The 25,200-nt window shown below is 42.1% G+C and carries 25 protein-coding genes; 17 read left to right on the top strand and 8 right to left on the bottom strand.

Annotated elements, in window-relative coordinates; all coding sequences use genetic code 11:
• Window positions 1–12: 12 nt before the first annotated feature.
• The 4 genes from MUK70_RS01055 to MUK70_RS01040 all read right to left on the bottom strand — a co-directional run bounded on the left by MUK70_RS01055 (window position 13) and on the right by MUK70_RS01040 (window position 2,805).
• Complete coding sequence (locus MUK70_RS01055; protein WP_234655758.1) at window positions 13–759, bottom strand: LytR/AlgR family response regulator transcription factor; 747 nt, start codon at window positions 757–759, stop codon at window positions 13–15.
• Window positions 737–1,474 (bottom strand): sensor histidine kinase, encoded by a 738-nt coding sequence (locus MUK70_RS01050; RefSeq protein ID WP_244784617.1) that lies wholly within the window; start codon window positions 1,472–1,474, stop codon window positions 737–739. The genes MUK70_RS01055 and MUK70_RS01050 overlap by 23 nt, the downstream gene beginning before the upstream one ends.
• A gap of 71 nt (window positions 1,475–1,545) precedes the next feature.
• Window positions 1,546–2,373 (bottom strand): hypothetical protein, encoded by an 828-nt coding sequence (locus tag MUK70_RS01045; protein ID WP_244784615.1) that lies wholly within the window; start codon window positions 2,371–2,373, stop codon window positions 1,546–1,548.
• A 183-nt stretch (window positions 2,374–2,556) separates the two neighbouring features.
• A complete protein-coding gene (locus MUK70_RS01040) occupies window positions 2,557–2,805 on the bottom strand; it encodes a hypothetical protein (protein WP_234655760.1) in 249 nt (82 codons plus the stop codon).
• A 136-nt stretch (window positions 2,806–2,941) separates the two neighbouring features.
• Here MUK70_RS01040 and MUK70_RS01035 point away from each other — a divergent pair, with 136 nt between their 5' ends.
• Together MUK70_RS01035 and MUK70_RS01030 are read left to right on the top strand one after the other, a co-directional pair.
• Complete coding sequence (locus MUK70_RS01035) at window positions 2,942–3,178, top strand: hypothetical protein (protein WP_234655761.1); 237 nt, start codon at window positions 2,942–2,944, stop codon at window positions 3,176–3,178.
• 11 nt (window positions 3,179–3,189) lie between these two features.
• Window positions 3,190–3,387 carry a hypothetical protein gene (locus MUK70_RS01030; RefSeq protein WP_234601684.1) on the top strand — a complete coding sequence of 66 codons (198 nt, stop codon included), beginning with the start codon at window positions 3,190–3,192 and terminating at the stop codon, window positions 3,385–3,387.
• A 123-nt stretch (window positions 3,388–3,510) separates the two neighbouring features.
• On the opposite strand, the gene MUK70_RS01025 is transcribed toward MUK70_RS01030, so the two are convergent.
• The 4 genes from MUK70_RS01025 to MUK70_RS01010 all read right to left on the bottom strand — a co-directional run bounded on the left by MUK70_RS01025 (window position 3,511) and on the right by MUK70_RS01010 (window position 7,079).
• A complete protein-coding gene (locus MUK70_RS01025) occupies window positions 3,511–4,587 on the bottom strand; it encodes an acyltransferase family protein (protein WP_234655762.1) in 1,077 nt (358 codons plus the stop codon).
• A gap of 122 nt (window positions 4,588–4,709) precedes the next feature.
• Window positions 4,710–6,077, bottom strand: coding sequence for an exopolysaccharide biosynthesis polyprenyl glycosylphosphotransferase (locus MUK70_RS01020; RefSeq protein ID WP_234655763.1), 1,368 nt, complete (start codon window positions 6,075–6,077; stop codon window positions 4,710–4,712).
• A 77-nt stretch (window positions 6,078–6,154) separates the two neighbouring features.
• Complete coding sequence (locus tag MUK70_RS01015; RefSeq protein ID WP_244784613.1) at window positions 6,155–6,685, bottom strand: hypothetical protein; 531 nt, start codon at window positions 6,683–6,685, stop codon at window positions 6,155–6,157.
• 37 nt (window positions 6,686–6,722) lie between these two features.
• Window positions 6,723–7,079, bottom strand: coding sequence for a hypothetical protein (locus MUK70_RS01010; protein ID WP_244784611.1), 357 nt, complete (start codon window positions 7,077–7,079; stop codon window positions 6,723–6,725).
• A gap of 810 nt (window positions 7,080–7,889) precedes the next feature.
• Here MUK70_RS01010 and MUK70_RS01005 point away from each other — a divergent pair.
• The 15 genes from MUK70_RS01005 (at window position 7,890) to MUK70_RS00935 (ending at window position 25,172) form a co-directional block, all read left to right on the top strand.
• Complete coding sequence (locus MUK70_RS01005) at window positions 7,890–8,372, top strand: glycosyltransferase (protein ID WP_234601673.1); 483 nt, start codon at window positions 7,890–7,892, stop codon at window positions 8,370–8,372.
• A gap of 35 nt (window positions 8,373–8,407) precedes the next feature.
• Window positions 8,408–9,259, top strand: coding sequence for a polysaccharide lyase family 20 protein (locus MUK70_RS01000; RefSeq protein ID WP_234655764.1), 852 nt, complete (start codon window positions 8,408–8,410; stop codon window positions 9,257–9,259).
• Window positions 9,260–9,413: 154 nt separating this feature from the next.
• Window positions 9,414–11,042, top strand: a complete 1,629-nt coding sequence (locus MUK70_RS00995; RefSeq protein WP_234655765.1) for a DUF1800 domain-containing protein — start codon at window positions 9,414–9,416, stop codon at window positions 11,040–11,042.
• Window positions 11,043–11,056: 14 nt separating this feature from the next.
• Window positions 11,057–12,580, top strand: a complete 1,524-nt coding sequence (locus MUK70_RS00990) for a DUF1501 domain-containing protein (protein WP_234655766.1) — start codon at window positions 11,057–11,059, stop codon at window positions 12,578–12,580.
• A gap of 286 nt (window positions 12,581–12,866) precedes the next feature.
• Window positions 12,867–13,757, top strand: coding sequence for a polysaccharide biosynthesis/export family protein (locus tag MUK70_RS00985; protein ID WP_234655767.1), 891 nt, complete (start codon window positions 12,867–12,869; stop codon window positions 13,755–13,757).
• A 4-nt stretch (window positions 13,758–13,761) separates the two neighbouring features.
• Complete coding sequence (locus MUK70_RS00980) at window positions 13,762–16,119, top strand: GumC family protein (protein ID WP_234655768.1); 2,358 nt, start codon at window positions 13,762–13,764, stop codon at window positions 16,117–16,119.
• Window positions 16,120–16,180: 61 nt separating this feature from the next.
• Window positions 16,181–17,530, top strand: a complete 1,350-nt coding sequence (locus MUK70_RS00975; RefSeq protein WP_234655769.1) for a flippase — start codon at window positions 16,181–16,183, stop codon at window positions 17,528–17,530.
• 10 nt (window positions 17,531–17,540) lie between these two features.
• The gene (locus tag MUK70_RS00970; protein WP_234655770.1) at window positions 17,541–18,773 is read left to right on the top strand and encodes a hypothetical protein; all 1,233 of its coding nucleotides are present in this window, start codon (window positions 17,541–17,543) and stop codon (window positions 18,771–18,773) included.
• 2 nt (window positions 18,774–18,775) lie between these two features.
• Entirely contained in the window at window positions 18,776–19,723 is a 948-nt protein-coding gene (locus tag MUK70_RS00965; RefSeq protein ID WP_234655771.1) for a glycosyltransferase family 2 protein, read from the top strand.
• Window positions 19,713–20,870, top strand: a complete 1,158-nt coding sequence (locus MUK70_RS00960; RefSeq protein WP_234655772.1) for a glycosyltransferase family 4 protein — start codon at window positions 19,713–19,715, stop codon at window positions 20,868–20,870. The genes MUK70_RS00965 and MUK70_RS00960 overlap by 11 nt, the downstream gene beginning before the upstream one ends.
• On the top strand, window positions 20,857–21,948 hold the full coding sequence (locus tag MUK70_RS00955; protein WP_234655773.1) for a glycosyltransferase family 2 protein: 1,092 nt from the start codon (window positions 20,857–20,859) through the stop codon (window positions 21,946–21,948). Before MUK70_RS00960 ends, MUK70_RS00955 begins: the two co-directional genes overlap by 14 nt.
• A 5-nt stretch (window positions 21,949–21,953) precedes the next feature.
• Window positions 21,954–22,481, top strand: coding sequence for a serine O-acetyltransferase (locus MUK70_RS00950; protein WP_234655774.1), 528 nt, complete (start codon window positions 21,954–21,956; stop codon window positions 22,479–22,481).
• Entirely contained in the window at window positions 22,478–23,605 is a 1,128-nt protein-coding gene (locus tag MUK70_RS00945; RefSeq protein ID WP_234655775.1) for a glycosyltransferase family 4 protein, read from the top strand. Before MUK70_RS00950 ends, MUK70_RS00945 begins: the two co-directional genes overlap by 4 nt.
• 36 nt (window positions 23,606–23,641) lie before the next feature.
• Entirely contained in the window at window positions 23,642–24,082 is a 441-nt protein-coding gene (locus tag MUK70_RS00940) for a glycosyltransferase family protein (protein ID WP_234601644.1), read from the top strand.
• Between the two features lie 85 nt (window positions 24,083–24,167).
• Window positions 24,168–25,172, top strand: coding sequence for an acyltransferase family protein (locus MUK70_RS00935; protein ID WP_234655776.1), 1,005 nt, complete (start codon window positions 24,168–24,170; stop codon window positions 25,170–25,172).
• The last annotated feature ends 28 nt before the right edge of the window (window positions 25,173–25,200 follow it).

Raw genomic sequence — 25,200 nt, 5'->3', positions numbered from 1 at the left:
TGCAGGCGCAGTTCAGTTTTGTAATAATCGTTTTACCTCTTCCTTTTTTCCCCTGGATATCGGGATCTCTGCCCCATTGGTTAGCACCAAAAAATCGCCATAGTCTCTTTTCCAGCTTTTGATTGAGGCTTTGTTTACCAAATGTGATTGATGACAACGAACAAACCCATATTGCCTTAGCAGATCATCATAAAAGAAGATTGGTTTGCAAATGAGTAAGCTCTCCCCTGTTGCCAGGTAAAATGTGGTGTAATTGTTAGCTGATTTACAGCGAGTGATTTCATTTATTTTTACAAAGCGCGTCTCCTTTAAAGTTGCTAATGCAATACTTTGCTCGGCAGGTGTATTATTACCCTTCAAAAAATGCCTCAGGTTGTTTAGGAGTTGATTTTCCTTTTTGATCGAATGTTGCTGATGTGCCCGGCGTACAGCAGCTTGCAGTTCTTCAATCGAGACTGGTTTGAGCAGGTAATCAATGGCCGAGAGCCGCATGGCCTGAACCGCATACTGATCGTAAGCCGTTACGAAAATGATCTCAAAATCTGTCCGGGAAAGGCTTCGGAGCCAGTCGAACCCACTTTGTTCAGGCATTTGAATATCCAGAAATACCAAATCCGGTTGATGACTATGTAGTAAACTGGTCGCAGACCGCGTATCGGCAGCGGCACCACATACATTGACCTGCGGGCAATAAGTTGTAATCAGAATCCGGAGATTGTCCAGGTTCGACTGCTCGTCATCTATCAGCAAAGCTTTCATCAAACCATTGGTTAAAAGTGATTGTAATCTGCACACCGGTTGGAACAGCATTCGTAATATCCATACTAATCAGCCGATCAGGGCGGATTTGATTTAATAATCCGATCCGGTCTCTGGTAAGCCTGAGCCCTAATCCGGTGATCGAATTTCCTTTATCCATCCCTTTTCCATTGTCAGTTAGCTTCGCGATCATGGCCAAGCCGGACCGGCTTATGGAAAGCTGGATTAATCCTTTTTGTCCCATAGAGGCAACCCCATGCTTTACGGCATTCTCAACAAGCGGTTGTGTCAGCAGCGCGGGAATATTTGTTTCGTATGCATCCACATCAGGCGCTATGTTAATATGATAATCAAAACCAAAACGCAGTTTCTCTAATCTTAAATAAGTATCTAATGTCTGAATTTCCTCGTGAAGTGAAATTTCATTTCTTTGACTGTATACCAGTGAGTCCCGGGTTAATTGTGCAAAATCTGTCAGGTAAGCATTGGCTGCCCTGATATCCTGTTTGTTTATGAGGGCCTGGATCGAGCTAAGCGCATTAAAAATGAAATGAGGGTTAAATTGGGCGTAAACGGATTTCAATTCGAGTTGCACCCTGGACTTATCAATTTGCCCCTGGCGGATTTTTCGTCTTTGCCGGATTGACAGGACCAGCAAACCCAAAAGAGCCAACGATAAGGCGGGCTGCAAAAATATGGAAGTAGACTGTCTCATACCACACAGGTTCAATCTCAAACAAGAACGCTGTTACGTTTTGTGGCTGAGCAGAAAACCGGATTTTTATTTCATAATTTCCCGGTTGGGTGTCTTTGAGCCAAAATAAAGGAATTGTCGTAATCATTGTCCTGCCAGTCCCGGTACAGCTTCCCGTTCCGCACGAGTTTGTACTGAATCTGCTTTTTATCGAATACACCATCTTGTAATGCAAACACAAGGTTCGTATTGTGGGAAGTAACCGTTAAACCTGTGGGGAAGTTGCCAGCGGATTGCTTGTCGGGCAACCAGGGTGCCTGCAATTGCCGGAAAAACGCATGCAGCGTTTCCGACGTATAAATACTCATAATCTGAGGCTTGATCGACTCCCAGGCAACCATAGCCGTTGCTATTATTGTATCCCGTTTTGCCTCCTTCACATCTACGATCAGCATGGAACCCAGTGTAGTTCGATAGGCTCCCAAGTAAGCCATCTGAGGCAAGCCTGAGTCGCGTATTTGCGCAGCGTCGGTAAAAGACCCGATTGCCTTCCATGGAACGACCACGCTGTTGCCTGGATATTTTGTAACCCTGAATTGATATGCAAACGCATTTTCAGGAACAACGCCTTGCAAGAAAAATTGTGCGTGCGCAGTATCGAATACAGTCCTGGCAACTATTGCCTGCGGTCGTAAGGATGAAAATTGCGGGTTCTTTTGAAATGTTTCAAAATGCTTGCTTTTGCCAAGTATTTGCCAGAATGAATTGTTTTCCTTTCTGACAGCAACAATCAGCCCCACTTTCGATGACTTATCTGCGCCATTAAGAAAACTGTGTGAGTAGTCTGCCCACTTAATTTGGGCCTTTACAGAAGATAAACAAAATGTTGCTGCCAAAAATATCAGGATCCGGTTTCTCATGTTGTTAGAATTTAGGACAGCAAAAGAACCGAATTTAGAAAGACTTTTAGACTGGACTGTGAATGCTGCATACCTGACTGTGAATCCGTTAATGCGAGGGTTGAGACACACCGTGATTTCTGCGGTCATCATACCCAGCAGATAAGGCTATATTATTATGTCAAACTTAATTTTTACCCACGATCAGACCTTGCCTTTGGCGTCCCAGTGGTCCTTGATGATTTCGCCTTCGCTGTTCCGGATCATTACCCTTACAAAACGGTTTCCATTAATCCTGCCATCCCTGCCAGCAACACCAATGAACAATACGACGGGATTTCCGTCCTGATCGGTTTTGAAACTGATATCATAGCGCTCGAATTTCTGGCTGCGCATTTGGTTAGGCTCATACTTCTTATTAAGCAGTTTTTGCAACTTTTCTCCGATTTTCATGTGTCAATCATTTTTCTGATTGTTTAAATTTTACCTGCCAATCCAAAAGTATGCCCGAAAGCCGACTATCGCATCAATGCATACGATTTTGGCACAGTATTTGAGAAAGCGCCGACTTTACCAAAACCCAAAAGAAATGGAAACAAAAAACAAGGAAGATGCTGACAAGGCAACTGCGGAAGCTGTCGAAAACGCGCTTGCCTCCGGCAGGAACGCAAACGACAATTTCCAGGAAGAAGGCACTGATGATTATGGTACGGAAGGCTCAGCGGAGGAAAAAATCAAGCGTAATGACATTAAAGGCGGCAGCGGACAACGAGTCGCGATACGCAACAGTAATGACAATTTCAGGGATGATGACCAACAAAAGTAAAACAGGCTGATATGGAAACAAGAAAGCTCCCAGAAGACAATGCGCAGGTTTCTTTTACCGATTTGCAAGGCATCCGGCGAAAAGGCATTTATAATGCAAAACTACACGGCTTTCAGGAAGATATCGATCAGGAAATCCCAAAGGAATCGCAGTTTGCATATCCAGAGGGCGACATCGACACATGGGAATATCTGGCTATTGATCCATGATCAGGAGCCGGATATTCTATGCATGCAGTTCGCCGATAGTTACCGATTGCTGGCGTCGCCGCTTTGCACGACGCGCTCGAAGGCACAATGGTTTCCAAGGGCGAACTGCATCTTTACTTTTGTTTAGGCCCTGCTTGCAGTCACATCAGCCAGCTTAGTCGGCACATGACTTGTAGCCGCTAGTCCCTTTTTCAGCAAAAATGGCTTTTCAACAAACACCCAGGAGAGATATCCGAGTATGCAGGCGCCCAGGATTACAACCCATAAGTAATTCAAGTTTCCAACCAGCCCCATAGAAACAAGAACATTCAAAATTAGTCCATGGTAAATGTATACCCCATAACTGATATCATTTCCTTTAAGTACTTTCTTAGACAGTCCGACATTAGAATATGCAACTGAAATTGTACATACTGAAAGATAGAGCAGGGAGAAAATCGAAAGAACCGGAGTACTAAGGATAGGAAACAATATCTTTAACAAGATGAAACCGACTACCCAGTAAAGTCCTTTTCCATAAATCCAGTTTGACTTATAAATCTGCAAACGCTGCATGACAACGCCGGCCAGAAAAAGGTAAAAATGAGGGAAATAGCTATATCTCAATAATTTTTCGAGCCTAAGTTCATTATCCGTACCGATGCCGGGAAAATAAATTTTAGCAGTAAATGCGAAAATCAAAAACACGAAGAACGCGCCAAAAATCAAGTAATTAAGGTGCTTGATCTTTTTACCGATAAAGTACACGATGGGAAGTACAAAATAGAATTGCATTTCCACGCATATGGTCCAAAGGCTGCCATTATATGAACCAAAACCGAAACCGGACAAGAACTCCGGCGTGTAAATAACGCCGCCCATCTGACTTAGCAGCCATATTAAAGCCTGCTTGCTAAAAAAGCTGAACCCAAAAAAACTGGCGACTCCGATAGTCAATATCAAACATCCCCAGAGTCCTGGAAAAATTCTTAGAAACCGGTTCCGGAAGTAATGTCTCAGATCGCTGCTACGCTCGAAGGATGCAGAAATGAGATAGCCGCTGATGGTGTAAAATATGGGTACGCCCGGAAAATAGAGCAATGGTGTAGCCCAATCAGGCCTTGGAATTTGCAAATGATCGAAGGCATGAAAGATCAAAACCTGAATGGCTGCGAAGATCCTGATAAGATCGAAATTATTAACGCGAAAAGACTTTTCCATTATATTTTAAGACGGATATTTAAATTTTTTGACAAACTGCGCCGTTACTTAGCGAATGTGGGTTGATGATAAAAAGTTTGGCATATGAATAAGGTGCCGAAACTTTCTGTCCGGGATGGCACTTACCTTCCTTTACCCAGCAAGATTACCTGAATGGTCAGGAATATGAGGTAAATATCCGTTGTAAGGCTGTATGTGTTGAGATAAAGCATATCATATTTGAGCCGTAGCAGATTCTCTGACATGTTACTCGCATAGCCTACCTTTATTTGCCCTATGGATGTTATGCCGGGCCTGATCGTCAAGATTTTCTGAAATGAGTGACTTGCTTCGTCCATCAGCATATCCACATCATATTTGTGAAGTGGCCGCGGGCCGACAACTGACATCTCACCTTTGAGCACATTGAGAAATTGAGGAAGTTCGTCTAGACGCGTCCGGCGCAGAAACCTGCCCACCGTCGTTATACGCGGGTCCAGCGCTCCCAGGGAATGTTGAAGGCCATATTTATGCGCGTCGCTGTACATGGTCCTGAACTTTATGATCTTGAATTTCTTGCCCCACCTTCCTGTGCGCTCCTGGAGGAAGAAGACGTCGCCTTTTGAAGACAGCTTGACGGCGATCATCACCAACAAGAATATAGGCAGGCCCATGATCATTACAACTATGGAAAACAGAACATCGAAAGCCCTTTTTATAAACTGGTCGTCCGGGTTTGTGAGTATCTTGGTTTGAACATTGATGATGGGAAAATCATCGGCAGTTTCGATATCGAGCTTCTCTGACAGAAGTCGCGGATAATCAGGAACAAGACGAACATGGGTATTCTTTCTTTCCGCCAGCTTGATAACAGCCTTAATTTCGTTGTTATTCGTCTCAGAAAGAGCACAGTATATATAATCAGGCTTCTCTGTTTCGATAAAATTTTCGAACCTTTCCAGTTGCGCACCAACGCTTTCAAATTTAAATGAGCCGCAATACGAATAATCAAATGCATATTGGCGCTCATTGGACGACTTGATCAAATCATTCAAAGACTCGTCCCCTACAATAACATAGCGCCTTACCATTAGACGGGATCTTCTGAGGAGCCACAGCGTTGCGGCTACGGCGAAATGTATAATGAACGAAGCGATAATAAACACCTGATAGCCAGTGAATACCCAATTTTCATTTGCGTTTATACTGCTGCCGCTTACATAAATAAAAACCTCCAGGCAAACCAGATGTACCGTGCTTGTCATCAAAAGCCTCCAGAAGCGGCCCTGGCTGTTTTGAGACTTGGATGAAGGGACATAAATCTGAAAAAGGTTTACGCAAACGACCCATAAGAGGTTGCTGATCAGGAAAATGTTCAAGAAATTCTGATAGTCAAATGCGTCGGAATTTGACCAATTGAGCCTGGAGCTTACCAGGTACGAACAATTCAAAAGCAGGAGGTCAACCCACAAATAAAAAATAAAGCGATGTTGAGTAAAATAAGTCTTCATAACGATGGGAATTTTAACAGAGGAAGAGTTAGTAGTTAATTTTTCAATGATCAAGCTTTAAGCATTTCTGAAAACCGTTAGTTAAGTTTGAGTATCCCGGCCAGTTTATCAAGAATGTGCGCGCCAATAGAAGCAGGCTTATTGATTTGAACGGGATCACTCATTAATGTTTTATTTGCAGCGAACTGGGATTGAACAACTTGCGAATTCAATGAATCCATGAAATCAAAGCCTGCTTTACTGCTGCGGTTAGACAAGTCCTGTGAGAGATGACCTATATCATCCACGAGATTGCTGTTTGGAACAACAACCAATCCGTAATTTTTGAAAAGCGTGTACTGCCATTGTACCTCCCAGTTATGCTTCTTATCTCCCTCGAAGACCTGGTCGAAACGCTCATACCAATATTTCCAGATGTCCTTATCCCTAACCAGGCGCTGGAGGTGCTTCTGGCTTTTCATTTCCGATAAATGTTCCATCCAGAAATCATATTTTTTCCATGCACGTTTCCAGGTGGCCCAACCGCCCGTTGTAGCAATCAGGCTAAAAATATGGTCAGAATCGCTAACCGCTATTTCCTCACTCTTATTGGATCCGGAAATATGCATGATCCGTTCATTTTCCCTGTACATTTCCAGCATGGATTCAATGAATGTAAAAAAACGACGGGTGTGGAAGGGAATCATCTTCTAAAACAATCAGCTGTTCACTGGACTCAAATGCCCATGAAATTGCGGACGAGATACCAAGTGCACAACCCATGTTGGTTTCCGGAAACCATCTTTCTACCTGGCAGTCCCAATCAATTTGTGAATCATCAATCAGATACCGGCAAACTTCTACCAGATGCGTGTCTTCCAAATTACTGTTCCGGGGTGCATCAGAAAATAGATACAGGCGGGCGGGCTTTAGCTTCCTGATTTGTTCAAAAACTAAACAAGTGGTTTCCGGCCTATTAAATACGATTAATAAGATAGGGATATCAAACAATTTATTATCCATTCAACTTCAATAATTAAATTCAGGAGGATTTTATTTGCTTATTTAATATAAGCAGCTACCCGCTATTATGATAGGTTATTGTATTGTAATAATGAGCCAATATTTTAAATATGAACAAGGTTCATACTGCATTCAGAATTTATTAGCGTAAATAAAATCTGCGAATCCTGAGGATTATTTATTGGCAGTTATCGAAAATATGCTGACAAGACCAATTCGATGCATTAAAGGTATAATGCAAATAAGTTAGAGATCCCCTTTTTGGGGTAACATCAACAGATGATGGGGTAAGATCAAACGTCGAGGGGGTATATTTCCAAATAAAAATGATCTTTTGACCTAAATTGGATATCTGATAAATAGAATAAGTAAGGATAATTAGCAACCCTATTTTCTGTAATTTTATTGCGAACCATATATTATCTTTATATAGTTATATTCGATATAAGAGTTAAATCATTTATTGAAATAACTCGCATTTTGCATGAATATAACCACTATTTCTATCTCACTAAAACCAAGTATTTAGCGTTCTTTCAACAAACATTTGGTAACTATTACATTAAATTAAAAAGAAGTATTTCTTTTTAATTTTCTCCCATTTTAGATAAAAATGTAGAAATAGTTTAACTCTCTGAGGGGATACTGAAAATCCGAAATTTGTTGTTCCCCAAAAAAGCCGGAGTTATACCCTAACATTTTATATGATCACCCCAAAAAGTCTCTATCAGGATGGTAGTAAGGTTAAACTTGTAACGACAAAAGACCGACTCGTTTACTTACTTCTTAAATCTAAAATCCTCTATTCGCATGATTTTTGTTACCGTTGGCACGCAGGGGCCATTTGATCGATTGATCATGACAATGGATGAACTTGCGCTTTCTATGCCAAACATCCCTATTGTCGCACAGATTGGTGCAAGTAAATACAAGGTTAAAAATATGAACAACTTTCAATTTGCCAGCTCACTGGAAATGGAAGTGTTCTTTAATGAAGCACAGCTAATAGTAAGTCACGCAGGCATGGGCACTATTATATCGGCCTTTGAAAGAAAAAAGCCGATAATCATTTTTCCAAAGCTGGCAAAGTTCGGCGAACACCGCAACGACCATCAGCTAGCAACTGCAAAAAGGCTTGAAAGTCTTAACTACCTGCAGGCGGCATATGACTTATCATCATTAAAAGCCAAAGTAACGGCCGCGCTGGCAGGTGAGTTGGATCAACCTCATAATGTAGGCAGATATGCCTCAACAGAGTTGATTACTTCCCTGCAGACTTACCTGACAGTTTAAAACGACAGGTGAACCAAATACAATTCTATCCTTACATGTCAGCAGCCAAAACGAGCCTTCATCGGAATGTAATGCTAACAATTGCTTGCCTGTCCTTCATGCTGTGCAATTGTGAACCGGTAAATATCGATAAGGACGACGCGTCAGCATCCAATCCTGCACTGCCCAGTGATATCTTGGCGAGTTATAATTTTGATGAGACAATTGGCGAATGGTATGAACGGAATACCTGTTGTGAATGGTCCGCTACCCTGACCGACTCCGTTAAGCGGGCAGGATCCGGGTCGGGACGGATAGAACTCAGAAAGGGAGACCTGGCGCTGAGCGCCCCCTGGTCGGAATTCGGTCTTTCACCCAATAAAAATCGTGAGGAGTGGTTTGCATTTTCTGTGTACTTCCCCAGAAGTTTTGTAAAAGACTCATTGGAAGAAAGCATTGTGCAATGGCAGGCGTTGCCTGACTTCGCAAAAGGGGAAAAGTGGAGAAGCCCACCCCTGCTGTTCGGTATCGTCAATGACAATGTAGTCCTTGAGATCCGGTCAACGAATAAAGAGGTTAACATTCAGGGCGACTACACGTTCGAGCGATTAAACCTTGGAAAACTAGCGAAGGAGGAGTGGCTTGACTGGGTTTTTCACATCAGGTGGGCCTACGACGAAACCGGAATTATTGAGGTCTGGAAGAATGGAAAGCTTATTTTGAGCAGGGTAAACAAGCCGAATTCTTATAATGACGCGATGTATCCATATTTTAAAATTGGCCTATACAAATGGGGCTGGGAAAAAAATAAAAAAACGGTTACAAATTCCAGAGTAATTTTTATTGATGAAGTAAAAGTAGGGAATGAAAACGCCGACTACGAGAAAGTCTTCGTGGGAAGTCGATAAATAACTACAAGATTAAGAGCCATCAATAGAAGCTTGTAAGAAATATTGTGTAGAATTGTTTTTATTTTGCACATAAGATGTTATCTATACGCAATAAGGTAACATTTATACAACTTAAAGCTGAATGACGAAGTTATTAGTCATCTGAGTACATATGCCCTATTTGGACAAATATCAACCCCCTCTTACATCGCGACAAGCAGCTCACCTATTAAGAAGAGCAACCTTTGGACCGACTCCTGACGAAATCACCCAATTGACCGGTTTGAATGCCCAAGCGGCAGTTCAAAAGCTGTTTGATAACATTTCGGTTACCCTATCCCCTCCACCGCCTGTTGTCATGGACGAGAGCAGCCCCATTGCTGGGCAGCCTTTCATGGATAAGCCATTTGACTATGCCCGTCGATTTGACTATTCCTATTATGTCAAATACTGGTGGATCGGCTTGATGGCTGAGCAGAATGGCTCGCCATCGGTACTGGAAAAGCTCACTGCTTTTTGGCAAAATCATTTTGTAACCACGCATAAGGTTGTTGAGGATTACAGATACATTTACCGGTATCTGATGTTACTTCGCAGTAAAGGTTTAGGTAGTTTTAAAACCCTTACCATTGAGGTTACAAAGGACCCCTCGATGCTTGTTTATCAGAATGGAAATGAAAATGAAAAAGACCATCCTAATGAAAACTATGGAAGGGAATTGCAGGAACTTTTCTCTGTTGGACAGCGCAATAAGGCCGATCAGGTTAATTATACGGAAGATGATGTAAAACAGGCCGCCCGGGTACTGACGGGTTGGCAGGCTGTAAACCAATATGTTAACGGCTCTACCACGATAGGTACAAAGTTTAACCCGGACAGGCATGACACCAATGACAAGCAGTTTTCGCATCATTACAAAAATAAGGTTATAAGAGGGCGCTCGGGACCAAATGCAGGAGACGAGGAAATTGCGGAGCTTGTAGATATGCTCCTTGCGCATCCTGAGTCCCCCAAATTCATTTGCCGAAAGCTTTACAGGTGGTATGTGAATACCAATGTGACGGATCAGATTGAAAACAATGTGATTGTACCGCTGGCGGCTTTCTTTGCCAGCGCCGAAAATAACTTTGCCATAGGGCCGGTATTGCAAAAACTACTGACAAGCGAAATCTTTTTCGACGCTTCAAATGTCGGTGCAATTGTAAAATCCCCGGCGGAGCTCGCCATCGGTTCGCTCAGGTTTTTTAAACATAAAGTGCCCCACCAGGTGAAGGAATATGCTGCGTTCCGCAACTACACCCAGCCCACCTACTGGAGAATGGTCAATATGCAATTGAACTTCCTGGACCAGCCGCTGGTGTTTGGCTCTCTTCCTTACTATCAGACAGGATATTCAATGAACTGGATCAACGCCTCAACGATTGGATTGAGGCGCAAAATGGGCGAAACCTTCATTTATCCTTATCAATATCACCCAGGGTATACCTATGGCATTGACTTCCTGGCCTGGGTTGTTTCCTTACAGCCAAACTTTTCCGACGTTGCCGGAACTCCTTGCATCACCTGCGAACAAGTATTTGAGGCATTATCAAAAAATCTGTTTGCCAATGAGCTTTTTCAATCGCAAAAGGATTTTTTGATCGACAAGATCATGATGCAGACTTCTACTAGAAGCTCATGGATCTATGAATTCAACGCCTACAGGAGAAACCCATCTGAAACGACAAAAGCCAACTTCTATTGGCGGCTGCAAGTTTTGATGAAGTATATGGTCGGTATGGCTGAATTCCAGGTCTTTTAATCAATGCTACTAATATGAATAGAAGAGATTTTATCGCGGCGGCGGCCACAATGGCAGTTCCTGTAACACTCAATGGCTTTGATCTGAGAGCATTCACCCAAAATTCAGCATTGGTTCGCTCCGTCGCGCAAGCAGGCGCGGCAAATTCCGACCGCATTCTGGTGATGGTATACCTTAACGGCGGCAATGACGGACTTAATACAGTCATTCCTTTGGAATACTATCCTGCTTATAATCAGTTAAGAAGTAATATTGCAATTCCCGAAAAGTCAGTACTGCCCCTGGCAGGAAGCCCAGAAACCGGCCTGCATCCCGCAATGACCGGATTGCAACAGCTTTATGCAGAAGGAAAGCTGGGAATTGTGCACTCTGTGTCCTATCCTAACCCAAATTTTTCCCATGTAAGGTCTTCTGACATTTGGATGACCGGCGTGGATTCGGACCAATATAATTCCAGCGGATGGGCAGGAAGATACCTCAACAACCGATTCCCCGGCTATCCCGAAGAATATCCCAATAGCGAAATGGAAGATCCTTTGGCCATCCAAATCGGCTATGTAGGCTCGACAAGCCTGCTGGGCAATAAACAGTCCATGGGTATTTCGCTGGTCAGTCCCGATGAATTTTATCAGCTTGTGGGCCAGGAAAGCTTTGTACCGGCGTCGGACCTTCCTTGCTGTGATTCCGGGGACCTGATCAGAGCCATCCGCCAGCAACAGGTGTTGGCAATCGAATATAGTTCTGAGATTCGCAAAGCAGCTAGTTTGGGAAAAAACCTGGCTACTTATCCCGGGGACGAAAATGAATTGGCACAACAGTTAAAGATCGTGGCCCGGCTTATCCAGGGTGGGCTCAAAACGAAAATTTACTATGTAGAAATGGGCGGGTTTGACACCCATTCTGCCCAGGTGACCAATTCCAGTACTACGGAAGGTGTGCATGCAGTGCTTCTCAGGAACTTGTCAAGTGCCATCAGCGCTTTCCAAAAAGATCTTCAAATGTCCAATCTGGAAGACCGCGTAATGGGAATGACGTTCTCGGATTTTGGCAGAAGAGCCAGCTCAAATGCGTCAAAAGGAACAGACCATGGGATTGCTGCACCCATGTTCCTGTTTGGAACGGGCTTAAAACGACAAATTGTCGGCACCAATCCGGACCTCGCCAATGATCTGGTTCCGCCGAGTTCAGCTGGCCAAAACAATCAGGATCTCAAAATGCAGGTCGATTTCCGCCGGATATATCAGGACGTTCTAACTGATTGGTTTGGCACACAGCAAACTAAGTCCGATGAGCTCCTATTCAAGAACTTTAAAACTACGTCTATCTTTTCAGGACTTGTTCAAACAATCGGATCAGGAAAATGGCAAGACAGATCTATATGGTCAACAGGAAGGCCACCAGGCCCGAAGGATTCCGTTCAGATCAATAAGGGGCATACCGTTCTGCTGGGAAATAATGTATCCGTAAAGAACGTGCACGTGAGTTCGGGCGGAGAACTGGAATTCACTGGCAATTATTCCATATCGACGACCAATTAGTGAGCTTCGATACGTATATATATACCCGTTCAAAAATTGGTGAAAATATCAGATCATCAATAAAAACTTGAACTATTCGATGTGCCCGACTAACAAGCTCCAAATGAGTCTTAGTCGGGCATAAATATGTTATTATGTGACTATTATAAGTCGGTCATTTTTACCGAAATTTCATACCCCCTATTTTCCCCGTTGTACCCCAGAGTCCTTACGAAACACCCCAAAAACTTCACTCCTTAAATTTTCAAGAGCTTATTTTGTGCTGTAATCAACGTTCCTCCACAGCATGAATTTAATTGTCCGCGCATTATTGCAATCCAGCTCATCCAAATTTGCCACACATAGTCATCACCTTTCGCACGATGTTTCAAAAAGAAACGACTTAACAACGTTGATTTTTCGTGCGGTCTCGTATTCATTAATTGCTGCATTTATATTTATTCAATTCTCTTGCAGTTCTTATAAAAAGGTACCTTATTTTACAGACCTGAGAAGAGACACACTGGTTGTTGAAACTGTCAAAAATTATTCTCCCCTGACCATTCAGCCAGCTGATATTTTAGGAATAAATGTAACCAGCCGGAATCCTGAATCATCGTCAATATTTAATTATAATTTGAATAGGGTAAATGGCAGCAGCTACGACCAATCATCGAGCAACCCTATTACAGGTTACATGGTCGATCCTAATGGAAATATACATTTACCATTAGTAGGGACGGTGAAAGTTGCAGGGCTTACAACAACTTTTTTAAGTGATTCATTAAAAAATGTGCTGCTCACATTTTACAAAGATCCTGTTGTAAATATTAGAATTATCAACTTCAAAGTTGCTGTGTACGGCGATGTTCTGCACCCTAATATTTACACGCTGCAAAACGAGCGGACTACTATAACCCAGGTTTTAAGTATGGCCGGAGATTTGAATATCACAGCCTTGCGCAACAATATTGTTTTAGTCAGAGAAGAAAACGGAAAAAGGAATTTTATTCCAATTGATCTCACCTCAAAGAAATTATTTGAGTCCCCGTATTTCTATCTCAAAAACAATGATGAAATATATGTGCAGCCTGATCGCACTAAATACGCAACAGTTGACCGCGGATATCGCGTAACGACGCTGGCTCTTTCCGGACTCTCTATCATTGCCATTGTTCTTTCGAATTTATACAGATAAGCTAATGACTACTCAACAAGCCACTCTTGCCACTTTTACATTGCCTCAAGCAAAGAGAGAAAGTTTTGATATCAAGAATATAATCAATAAATACCTGTATCACTGGCCGCTTTTTGTTATCAGCTTGTCTATTTCGATTGCTGCAATCATTTTCTATCTGAAAATTGCCAAGCCCGTTTATGAGGTCAACGCAACTATCGTAATTAAGGATGAAAAGAAGAACCAAAACCAGTCCTCTCCACTTCACGAAATTGATGCGCTAAGTTCATCGCGAATTATAGAAAACGAAATTGAGGTATTTAAATCAAAACAACTCATCAATCAGGTTGTCGGAGAACTTTTACTGAATATTGGCTATCAAAAAATCGATGGCCCGTTTTCACAGGAGTTATATAATTCGGCGCCGGTTAAACTGACAGTCGTTAAATCCGGGAATGCGGATGGAACGCTTCTGATCACTATCAAAGACAAAAATTCCTTCCTGATCGAGATGCCTGACAAAACCAATCAGACATTTAGTTTCAAAGATGAATTCAAAAACAAATTTGGAACCTGGAAACTCGAACCGACAGATAAGCTAGATGCATTTGTCGGCAAACAAATAAAAATTTCGATCACAGATCCCGAGAATACAGCATTGCAGTACCAGAAAAAACTGTCCGTTGCGCTTTCAAATAAGTTGTCCACGACCGTTATACTGTCAATCGACGATGAAATTCCACAAAGGGGAAAAGACATACTTAACCGCCTCATCTTCAATTACAACCTGACTGGCACAATGCAGCGTAACCGGGAAGCCAGAAATACGCTTGATTTCATTGACAAGCGTTTAGCGTCCCTGAGCACAGAACTTAATGAGGCTGAAAAAGGAATCGAAGTGTTCAAAAGTGCCCGCGGACTTACCGACATCAGCTCCAACTCCAAGATCAGCTTGGAAAATATGCAGACCAATGATGCTCGTCTCAACGAGGTTAATGTTCAGCTAAGCGTCGTTCAGGAAATTGAAAAATACATTAATTCTGCCCAAAACCGGGACAAAACACCTACTACACTGGGAATCGATGATCCGGCATTGCGCAGTATGATCGAGAAACTCGCGCAACTTCAATTGCAACGCGAACGTCTGCTGGCAACGACACCTGAAACCAATCCGGATTTTGAGCCTATCAATCGGCAAATCGTGACGACAAAAGCTGCGATCAGAGAGAATGTAGGCAGTATAAGAGCATCATTGCAGAACACACAACGCAAGTTGCTCTCGTTTAACCAGAATTTCGAATCCTCTATAAAAAACATCCCTACTCAGGAACGCCAGTACATCAGCATTAAAAGGCAGCAGGCTATCAAAGAAACGCTGTATACCTACCTGCTCCAGAAACGGGAAGAAATTTCAGTTAGTTATGCCTCAAAACTAGCCGAAGACCGAATCGTTGACCATGCATATTCCGGCCCTGCAAAACAAACCCAGCGGTCTATGGCTTTTGCCGGAGCGCTGCTTATCGGGTTGGGGCTTCCAATCGGCCTGATTTATGTACGGGGTCTGTTCAGTGCAAAAATCAAAAACATTCAGGAGATCAAAGATGTGGTTGATTTAGCCGTTGTTGCCGAGCTACCGCTTGAAAAATCGAGTGCTACGCTAAAAATTGAAAATAACAAGGCGACGGCTATCGCTGAACAGTTCAGGTCACTGCGACTGAAACTTTCGTACTTGTCCGGCAATTCTACCACGGGAAGGGTGACCCTGGTTACTTCCAGTGTTCCTGGTGAAGGAAAAAGCTTCGTAAGCAGCAACCTGGCTGTAAGCCTTGCATTATCCGGAAGGAAAACAATCATCCTGGAACTGGATCTGCGTAAACCGAAGCTGAGTTCGATCTTCGCGACCGATACCCTGATGCCTGGCATTAGCGACTATTTGAATGGCGAAGCATCACTGGAAAACATTATCAAGCAATCCGTTACCGAGTCCGGCTTAGACCTGATTAGCAGTGGTGAGCGCATACCTAACCCCAGCGAGTTGCTGGAAACGCCACAATTGGGTTATCTGATCGAATATTTGCGCAGCAATTATGACGACATTATCATAGATAGCCCTCCTGTACACCTGGTATCGGATGCCATGATTATATCACGCTTTGCTGACATTACCTTATACATGATCAGACAGGGTGTCACAGAAAAAGCTGAGCTAAGCTTTTTGAAAGAAATTCAGGAGCAGAAAAATTTAAAGAACGTCAACATTGTCTTTAACGGCATCCAGAGATTAAAATATGGCTATGGCTACAATTACAACGCCAACTACTATTATGATAGCAAGCATAAAAGTATAGCCTCTCCGTTCAGCGACTTTTTTGGACGATTCTAGGATCAATTGCAAGCAAACTGCTCGTATTTCAATACTCTGTTATCCCCAGCCACCAGAACTAATGGTTCAATCAGTAATTACGCAAAAATCAAAGCAGCAGCTCACAAAAAATGTGTTGTCCCTCACGGCAGTGCAGATCGCCACATATGTAATGCCGCTCATCTCAGTTCCCGTTATTTCCAGGATCATTGGCCCTGAAAAATACGGAACAATCAATTTTGCTGCTGCATTGATCATGTATTTTACTTTGCTTATCAGTTACAGCTTTGACTTCTCTGCAACGCGGAAATTATCAAAAAGTCCGGACGACGCAGATCTGCGCAACCAGGTATTTAGTGAAGTCTTTTTCACACAGTGCCTTCTGTTTGCACTATCCACAGCTGCCTTCACTGTGTTGCTTTTTACGGTTGAGGATTTCAAGGCAAATCAAACTGTCCTGATATTTTCCTACACATTGTGCATTAGCTTTTTATTCACCCAGAACTGGCTGTTCCAGGCCATGCAGGACTTGTCAAAAGTAGCTCTTTTCAATTTGGTCAGCAGGCTGTTATTTACCGTCTCGATCATTTTGGTGGTGCGTAGGAATGAAGATTATATCTGGCAGCCCCTTTTGATTGGCATGTCACAAACTATTGTTGGCCTGTTTTCATTCTTTTGGGCAATCCAGCGATACAAACTCAAATTTATCCGCATACCATTAAGCAGGTGTATGTCGGTGCTTTGGGAAGAAAAAACCATCTTCCTGTCATTAATATTCGTCAATCTCTATTCAAGTACAAATACCGTAATACTCGGTCTCTTCCAAAGCCAGGAGCAGGTTGGATATTATACGGCCGGACAGCGTCTGATTATCATAGCACAGTCCGTTTTGGCAATGCCCCTGGCGCAAGCGTTTTACCCTTACATAGGGAAAGCATTTGGAGAAGGGCGCCAGCAAGGGCTGCATGTCGTGCAAAAACTAATTCCGCTTATTGTGGTTTTTATAGGCGCTGCGTCGGTGGCAATGTTTGTACTTGGGCCCTTCGTAATAACCCTATTCTATGGAGCAAAATTTAATGCTGCCATTCCGGTCTTCCAAATTTTAGCAATTGTTCCGCTGCTGTTTTCATTGAACAATGTATTTGGCATTCAGATCATGCTCAATTTGGGTATGGACGCTGAATTTTTCAAAATATCTGCCTTGGCTGCAGTGGTCAGCATACTTTTAAATCTGGTACTGGTCAAACAATGGGGCTATCTGGGAACGACATTTAACTGGCTTGCCACTGAGCTGTTTATTCTGGTAAGCATGTGCATCGTACTGGCAAGGAAAGGCATAAATCCATTTAATAAAGAATTCTTTAAGCTTTCGAGCCTCAGTGAGTACATCCAGCCATTGATGAAGAAGTTTACTCAAATAAAGGCCAGCTAATCCTATTGCAATGCAATCCTTAACTTACCCAAGTACACGTGAGATTCTTACAGACAAGAAAACAGTATTTCTGTTTTTCCTTGTGATCTGCTCTCTGAAGTATTTTGGAGCTGTTGCTGCCCAGAATGGAATCTTGAAGAATATTTGCTATGCCTATATGGTCGCAGCGATTTTAATTTCTGCACCCAAATTTTTCAGTTATAAGGGAGGATTTGTTTTGCCGATCCAGTTGATATGTATCTCCATTGTGATATCCATTTTTATGGCAAAATACACTTGGGGCCAGGGATTGGAACATAGCGTCTCTACGATTCCGTACATGATGTGGTTTATCTTCTTCTACCTGCTTAGTTCAAATATATCTATCAGGACTATTGAAAATATAGTGTTGATCTACGGCTTGCTATACATGCTGCTATTCATTTTTCAGCTCACTCATACGGGAACAATCTACTTTGGCACTGTTGAAGAATTTAAAGAGGACAGAGGCATTATCCGCGTAAATTTTCCAGGGGGCGGCGTCTTTTTTCTTGCATGCTTTATTGCAATTAACAAAGTCACTAGCGATGTAAAATACCGTTTGATCTGGACGGGGTATGCAGCAATTGGGTTAATCGTAAATGTGTTGCAGGTGACCCGTCAAACTATCGCTGTTATGCTATTCATATACATGCTGCATTTTCTCCGCAATGTGAAATTGCCGCTAAAAATAGCCACCATAGCCACATTCGGTCTGGGCTGTTATCTTTTTTTGGTTTCCGATAATCCAATTAGCAGAGGCTTGGCCGAGCAGCAAAAGGCGGATGCATCTGCTGGCGATGAATACATTCGTATCGTGTCCGCTAAATACTTTCTCACCGAATTTACACCAAACACAGTGAGTCAGATTTTTGGAAATGGGTTCTTTAATGAGACATCCAATTACGGCAAAAGACTGAATGCATTAAGCTTGGAATACGGATATTTCCTTTCTGATGTCGGGCTGGTCGAAGTTTATGTCACATTTGGCGTATTGGCAATTATCGGCTTTGCAATGCTATTTATTAAGAGCTTCACAATACCAGTTGACGCTGACCACTATTATCTGAAATACTATTTGTGGATGATCATGGTAACATCCCTGTCATCAGACTTTCTGGTCTCCTATTATTATGTTATTACCACCGCACTTGTTTTATACTGCTATCATCGATTGTATGAAGAGCAAAAAATAATCAGCATGTTCCAATTGAAACGCAATTGAAAATGAAATTTAGCATAGGCATTCCCGCTTACAAGACCGTATTCTTTAAAGAATGTATCGATAGTGTATTGAATCAAGAATATACTGATTTCGAACTCATCATTGTCGATGACAATTCACCGAATGACATCCGATCCATTGTAGATCTTTACGATTCTGACAAAATACAATATATCAGAAACGAAAAGAATTTTGGCGCCCTTCATGTTGTAGATAACTGGAATAAATGCCTCTCTCTTGCAAAAGGTGAATTTTTTATCCTCCTGGGTGATGACGATAGAATGCGGCCCAACTATCTGTCTGAGTTCGCTAATTTAATTGAGAAATATCCCACATGTGGTGTATATCACTGCCGCTCAGTGATTATTGATGAAAACTCAGAACCGATTACGCTTACCGAGCCCCGCCCTGAATTTGAAAGTGTATATGATGCCATTTTGCAGCGCATTATGGGCAAGCGTCATTTTTTCATTTCCGACTACGTTTACCGAACCAGCACGCTTAAAAGCAACGGAGGGTTTTATAAGCTGCCACTGGCCTGGGCATCGGACGACATATCGTCCTATATAGGCTCCATGCAGAATGGTATCGCCCATACCAACGAGCCGGTATTCGAATACCGATTAAATACACATTCCATTTCCTCCAACGGCAGCCTTAATAACAAGCTTGCAGCAATCAAGGGAGAGGAAGACTGGCTGACCAATTTTCTTCAAAAAGATCCTCACCATCCTGTGGACGCCATTTTGAAAGAAAATATTCAAAGTGAAGTCAAAAAATTCATACAGAAAAAGAAGATACGGACAATCTGCGATTCCAACGGAAACAATCCACTCTCGCTGGTCAAATGGCGATTGCAGGACACCGGAAAAAACCTTTCACTGCAGGAATTTATATATGCTTTGATTTTAAGTTATAAAGAAAGAAGAAAGTACAGATATGCATCCTGAACACAAAAAGCAGAATTCAAAACGGAAGATCACCTGGGTAACGCCCGACTACTTCGTTGACTGCGATTTTAATATAGAAATTTTCAAACACATTCTGCGGTCGTATGATGTGCATTGGATCATCTTGTTGCCAGGCAAAAACGCCAGGTTTTCGGAAAATGATTTCAGCGAACTCCAGAAGCTGGATGGTCTTCATATCGAATTTCTGTACTCCTTTCACCGGCAACGCGATCCGAGACGACTTGGTTATTATCTGAATTTGCTGCGAAAGATTAATAATGACAAATCTGACGTAAATTATTTCAACTGTGTTCCTGATCCCTATTCAATGCCTATTTTTTGGCTCCTGAATAAACGCAAAACAATTTTCTGTGCACATGATGGCGAAGTTACAGGAGCATTTAGCTTCGCAGCCATCACTAAACTGGCATTCAAATACTCGTATTCATATACCCGGTTTGTGAATATGTTTTCCAAATCCCAGGCGCTAAAATTCAAAGTTCACTATCCCGATTCTAAAATATTTACGACCTATCTCGCTCTTAAATCATTTGGTGAATCCAAGCCAGCCGAAGAACAAAAAGACAAAATAACGTTTTTATCATTTGGGGTAATTAATTACAGCAAGAACATTGAAATGCTCATTCAGGCGGCCTGTAACATTTATGAGCAAGGCTATCGCAATTTCAAGGTTTCCATTAACGGGACCTGCGCAAATTGGGACTACTATCAGGAATTCATCCGTTATCCGGAATTATTTGAATGCCAGATAAGGATGATAGCCAACAATGAAATCCCGGAACTTTTCAGCAATGCATCCTACTTTGTTCAGCCCTACCGGCAAGTCTCCCAGAGTGGTGCCATGAAGGTTGCATTTCAATATAACCTGCCTGTTATCGCATCCGATTTTCCAGGATTCAGAGACGAAATTGTTGAAGGTGTTAACGGATACTTGTTTGATTCTTCCGATGTCAAAAACCTGGAAAAATTGATGATCGAAAGGCTGGAAAAGCACGACGATGAATACGGCAATCTCAAAATCAGGATGCGGAAACTTATTGAAAAACGCTACTCTAACGCCGGTCTAGCACAAAACTATATCAGCATGTTCAACCAGGTAATCGACTCAGCCCATGCAACCGCCTGAAATTTCAGTGATCATGCCCGTTTATAACGGCGCACTGTTTCTTGATGACGCTATTCAAAGTATCCTTGACCAGACGTTTACGGATTTCGAATTGATCATTATCAACGATGGAAGCGTCGATCGTACAGAAGAGATCATTCAGTCATATCATGATCCGCGGATCATATATGTGAAAAATCCCTCCAATCTGAGGCTTATCAAAACCCTGAATCGCGGTGTGAAAATGGCCAGGGGGAAATACATTGCCAGGATGGATGCAGATGACATTTCCCTGCCCGAAAGATTTGCATTGCAAAGGGCTGTTTTCGAGTCAAAGTCTGATGCCGATATCGTTAATATCAACGCCTTTTATTTGCAAGAAAATGGCATTTACTTCCGGGAGCAAAAATCCACCATTAACCTGGGTCCGGAGGCCATCAGGCACCTAAGTGTTTTGCAGAATTTTATCTCTCATCCAGGTGTAATGCTGAAAAGCGAGTTATTAAAGCATTATGAGTATTGTGATGATGAATCCAAAGAACACATAGAAGACTTCGATCTTTGGAACAGAATGTTGAAAGACGGTTGCATTTGCTATACCATCGATAAAAGCCTGCTTTACTACCGGGATAACAATAACAGCATTAACCACACGCAAAAAGAGCGGCAGTTGGGAAGAATGATGGCTCTGACGCAAAGCTTGCTACAAACAGCATATAAATTAGAAATAGACCCTGAAAGCCTGAAAATAATACTCGGAGAAGATCGTGCGCTTGGCTATGGCATTCTAGATAGAATCAACAAACAAATCGATGGCTATTTCAACGCTGTAAATCGCAGTCACACATTATCCAAAGCCGCTTGTAAGGAAATGGATGCATGGAAAAAACAGAAAATTGTTTTACTGAGTTTGCGGTCCCTGCCCCATTGTAACATGGTTCAAAAGGCGCAGGTGTTGGCCTATTTAATTTCCCATTTAAACTGGTTCACAAATAAGCAACTAATGAAATTTGTGGGACGCGCTGCATATTCAAAATACCAAAAAAGAATTGCAACGGGTATTCCAGCAAAAAACGAACCTGAGCTCGCCGTCATTTAAAATATATGGTTACTTTATACAATTTTATCAGGCAGGATTTTCCGGCAAATTCGGAAAATACAAAAGGGAAGATTTTCGGACTCTTTTTCAGGTTGTCGAATTTCCATTCACGCAATATCGCACTTCGCGCTTTGCTGAGCCCTTTTCGGGTTTTCTACAAAATATTTTTTGAATGGATTGTCGGCATCGAAATTCCCGCTGCTGCAAAAATTGGTGCTGGATTAACAGTGTACCATTTCCCGGGAATAGTTGTGCATCGTGACGTGATAATCGGGCAAAATTGCACATTACGGCAGGCTACGACAATCGGAAATAAGACTGACAACGGGCGGTGCCCGGTACTCGGAAACAATGTCAACATCGGTGCCAATGTTTGCATACTCGGAGACATTACAATTGGGGACAACGTGGTGATTGGGGCAGGCTCGGTAGTAATTAAAAGCATCCCCTCCAATTCAGTCGTAGTTGGAAATCCCGCAAGAGTGGTAAAACGTGTAAATATTGATCAAACTGTAATTGAAGAAGTCATATGATGCAAACAACTATATCCTTAAAAAATGTGTTGCACGTTGGCCCAAACTATATACGCCACAAAGGCGGAATGGGCGCCGTCATTGCAACTTATCAAAAACATATTCCAGGTTTCCAATTTATCCCGTCTTATGAAGGGAATTATAATTCGGTTCTGAACATTCCGTTTTTTGCGCTATCGTTCCTGAGGATCTTATGGAAATTGTTTACCGACAGGGATATCAAAGCGGTGCACGCTCATGGCGCATCCTTTGGAAGCTTTTACCGGAAATATCTGATATTTATTTTTAGTAAATATATATTTCATAAAAAATTCGTGTACCATTTACACGCTGCCGAGTACCATACATTCTATGATGAAACAAATCAGTTCGCCAAAAGTCTGATCCAGCATTTAATTAAAGAGTCTGATTGCATTATCGTTCTTTCGGAAAGTTGGGCAAATTTTATTTACGACAAATTTCAACCCAAAAAAGTCGTGGTATTGCATAATCCGGTCGAAATTCCTTCACAAACAAAGGCTCAGTCTAAATCTGATTCGCCTATAACATCTTTTCTATTCCTGGGTAGAATAGGAGAAAGAAAAGGAATTTTTGATTTGCTTGACGTCATTGTGAAAAACCGAGCCTATTATCAGGACAAAATATCGTTAACCATCGGCGGTGACGGTGAAGTTGAAAAATTGAAAAATTACTTCAAAGAATATCAGCTCGATCATATCTGTAATTACGTGGGCTGGGTGGATGGCGAATTAAAGCAACAGCTTTTAAATGCATGTGATGTGCTGATTTTGCCGTCCTATAATGAAGGCCTGCCGATTGCGATTTTGGAAGCCATGAGTTATGGCAAGGCAATACTTTCTACAAATGTTGGAGGAATCCCTGAGGTTGTTAAAGATGGGGTCAACGGATATGTTATTACACCAGGTGATAAACTGGCTTTGGAAACAAACATTGCAAACCTGATAACAGATAAATCACGACTGGATTTGATGGGACGTCAATCACTTAAAATAGTGAGTAATTATGACATCAACACCGTAACAAAGCGACTGCAAAATGTATATGACACATTCATTCCCGGCACAGCCGAATTGCAGGTTTCCAAAATGAATACGACAATTTAAATTTTAACCCTTCTACATTTCTAACTTTTTTTAATTATGAAAATAGCAGCAATTTCCTCAGGCGGTGGACACTGGATCGAACTTCAACGCATTGCGCCGGCATTTGAAGATCACGATGTTTTTTACATCTCTACTCACAAGAATTTAGGCGATACGGTGCAGGGTCGCAAGTTTTACACCATTCCTGATGCAAGCCGCTGGAACAAGCTTAAACTGCTTTTAGTGGCATTTGAGGTCATGAAGTTGATGATATTCAACAGGCCGGATATCGTGATCTCTACGGGGGCAGCGCCTGGCGTGTTTGGGATTTTAGCCGGAAAAATGCTGGGAGCAAAAACAATATGGCTTGATAGTATAGCCAACGTGGAGCATATCTCTTTAAGTGGCAAATTGGCTCTTCATATTGCAGATCGCGTTTACACGCAGTGGCCTTCGCTCGCAGATAAGAATATCATTTATGCTGGTAACGTACTCTAACAGAAGATTAAACAGCGCTTGTCTAACTGGTTTGGCCTTGGCCAGGCCAGCAACTTCAAGATTTCTCAACAACGTTATTTGAATTATGCAAAAACATCAGGCGTTTTTGTCCTATGGGCGAGGGTTTGCAATTACAACAATTGTGTGTTTTCACTTTTTGCAACCCATGGCCCTTCCGTCTTTCATGGCGAACGCCATTAACCTGGGCGGAGCAGGAGTACATTTCTTCTTCTTCGCCTCGGGGTATGGCCTTATGAATAGCAAATATACCAGCGGTATAAACTTTTTCAAGGCCAGGTTTAACCGGGTAATCAAGCCTTACTATTTAATCATTACCGGAATATTTCTCTTAAATATTCCGCTCAATTTGTATGACGATGGCTGGGAGAGCTACCTAAGTCATATATTTCTTTTCAAAATGTTCACCTCTCAGATTTCTAGTTTTGGCGGGCATTTCTGGTACATTTCTCCCCTGGTACAATTTTATTTGGCGTTCCCAATTCTTAGGTATTTGGTGAACAGGGTCAAGCCGCAAACTGCACTCATTATAGCAACATTAATTTCATTGGTATATAGTGCTTGGGTTGTATACATTGGCCAGACGGAAACAAGACAGTTCAATAGCTTTTTCCTGCAATTTTTGTGGGAATTCGTATTAGGAATGGCTATTTGCAAAACCGACCAGCTTGAACGGATTATCTCGAAACCAATAGCATTGTATGCGGTCATCACAACCGCATCACTTGCGATAACAGGTCTTCTTGTTATTTATTTTGGATCGGTTGGTAAAATGTATAACGACTTTTTTTCTTTTATAGCCTATCTGGGAATCTGCATCATTTGCTATCGGATCAGACTCGTCTCAAATGCGCTATATTATCTTGATAGTATCTCTTTTCCCCTTTATCTCACACACGTGTTCGTGATAAGCCTGTATAGCGCTAAACTTGCTATAAATAACGAGATCCATTATTTTGATTTGCCGATTTTGATGTTACTTGCTTTGCTGGTTGCAATCGCTGTCAATTACTTAACGGGTGGTAAAACGTTAAAAAGTGTAAGGTTGTCCGAGAATAGGCAGAGCATTTAAAAACCTGATAAACTTACAGGCGTCTATT

The sequence above is a fragment of the Dyadobacter chenwenxiniae genome, from assembly GCF_022869785.1.
Classification (GTDB): domain Bacteria; phylum Bacteroidota; class Bacteroidia; order Cytophagales; family Spirosomataceae; genus Dyadobacter; species Dyadobacter chenwenxiniae.
The sequence above is the reverse complement of the archived record's forward strand: the minus strand, read 5'-3'. Positions and strand labels throughout refer to the sequence as shown.

Coding starts and splice junctions, on each gene's coding strand:
- MUK70_RS00995 (WP_234655765.1), top strand. CDS start 9,414: ATGCCCTATTTGGACAAATATCAACCCCCTCTTACATCGCGACAAGCA.
- MUK70_RS00975 (WP_234655769.1), top strand. CDS start 16,181: ATGGTTCAATCAGTAATTACGCAAAAATCAAAGCAGCAGCTCACAAAA.
- MUK70_RS00960 (WP_234655772.1), top strand. CDS start 19,713: ATGCATCCTGAACACAAAAAGCAGAATTCAAAACGGAAGATCACCTGG.
- MUK70_RS01055 (WP_234655758.1), bottom strand. CDS start 759: ATGAAAGCTTTGCTGATAGATGACGAGCAGTCGAACCTGGACAATCTC.
- MUK70_RS00965 (WP_234655771.1), top strand. CDS start 18,776: ATGAAATTTAGCATAGGCATTCCCGCTTACAAGACCGTATTCTTTAAA.
- MUK70_RS01010 (WP_244784611.1), bottom strand. CDS start 7,079: ATGGATAATAAATTGTTTGATATCCCTATCTTATTAATCGTATTTAAT.
- MUK70_RS01005 (WP_234601673.1), top strand. CDS start 7,890: ATGATTTTTGTTACCGTTGGCACGCAGGGGCCATTTGATCGATTGATC.
- MUK70_RS00940 (WP_234601644.1), top strand. CDS start 23,642: ATGAAAATAGCAGCAATTTCCTCAGGCGGTGGACACTGGATCGAACTT.
- MUK70_RS00950 (WP_234655774.1), top strand. CDS start 21,954: ATGGTTACTTTATACAATTTTATCAGGCAGGATTTTCCGGCAAATTCG.
- MUK70_RS01045 (WP_244784615.1), bottom strand. CDS start 2,373: ATGAGAAACCGGATCCTGATATTTTTGGCAGCAACATTTTGTTTATCT.
- MUK70_RS00935 (WP_234655776.1), top strand. CDS start 24,168: ATGCAAAAACATCAGGCGTTTTTGTCCTATGGGCGAGGGTTTGCAATT.
- MUK70_RS00970 (WP_234655770.1), top strand. CDS start 17,541: ATGCAATCCTTAACTTACCCAAGTACACGTGAGATTCTTACAGACAAG.
- MUK70_RS00980 (WP_234655768.1), top strand. CDS start 13,762: ATGACTACTCAACAAGCCACTCTTGCCACTTTTACATTGCCTCAAGCA.
- MUK70_RS01040 (WP_234655760.1), bottom strand. CDS start 2,805: ATGAAAATCGGAGAAAAGTTGCAAAAACTGCTTAATAAGAAGTATGAG.
- MUK70_RS01020 (WP_234655763.1), bottom strand. CDS start 6,077: ATGAAGACTTATTTTACTCAACATCGCTTTATTTTTTATTTGTGGGTT.
- MUK70_RS00990 (WP_234655766.1), top strand. CDS start 11,057: ATGAATAGAAGAGATTTTATCGCGGCGGCGGCCACAATGGCAGTTCCT.
- MUK70_RS01025 (WP_234655762.1), bottom strand. CDS start 4,587: ATGGAAAAGTCTTTTCGCGTTAATAATTTCGATCTTATCAGGATCTTC.
- MUK70_RS00985 (WP_234655767.1), top strand. CDS start 12,867: ATGAATTTAATTGTCCGCGCATTATTGCAATCCAGCTCATCCAAATTT.
- MUK70_RS00955 (WP_234655773.1), top strand. CDS start 20,857: ATGCAACCGCCTGAAATTTCAGTGATCATGCCCGTTTATAACGGCGCA.
- MUK70_RS01050 (WP_244784617.1), bottom strand. CDS start 1,474: ATGAGACAGTCTACTTCCATATTTTTGCAGCCCGCCTTATCGTTGGCT.
- MUK70_RS01015 (WP_244784613.1), bottom strand. CDS start 6,685: ATGCATATTTCCGGATCCAATAAGAGTGAGGAAATAGCGGTTAGCGAT.
- MUK70_RS01035 (WP_234655761.1), top strand. CDS start 2,942: ATGGAAACAAAAAACAAGGAAGATGCTGACAAGGCAACTGCGGAAGCT.
- MUK70_RS00945 (WP_234655775.1), top strand. CDS start 22,478: ATGATGCAAACAACTATATCCTTAAAAAATGTGTTGCACGTTGGCCCA.
- MUK70_RS01000 (WP_234655764.1), top strand. CDS start 8,408: ATGTCAGCAGCCAAAACGAGCCTTCATCGGAATGTAATGCTAACAATT.
- MUK70_RS01030 (WP_234601684.1), top strand. CDS start 3,190: ATGGAAACAAGAAAGCTCCCAGAAGACAATGCGCAGGTTTCTTTTACC.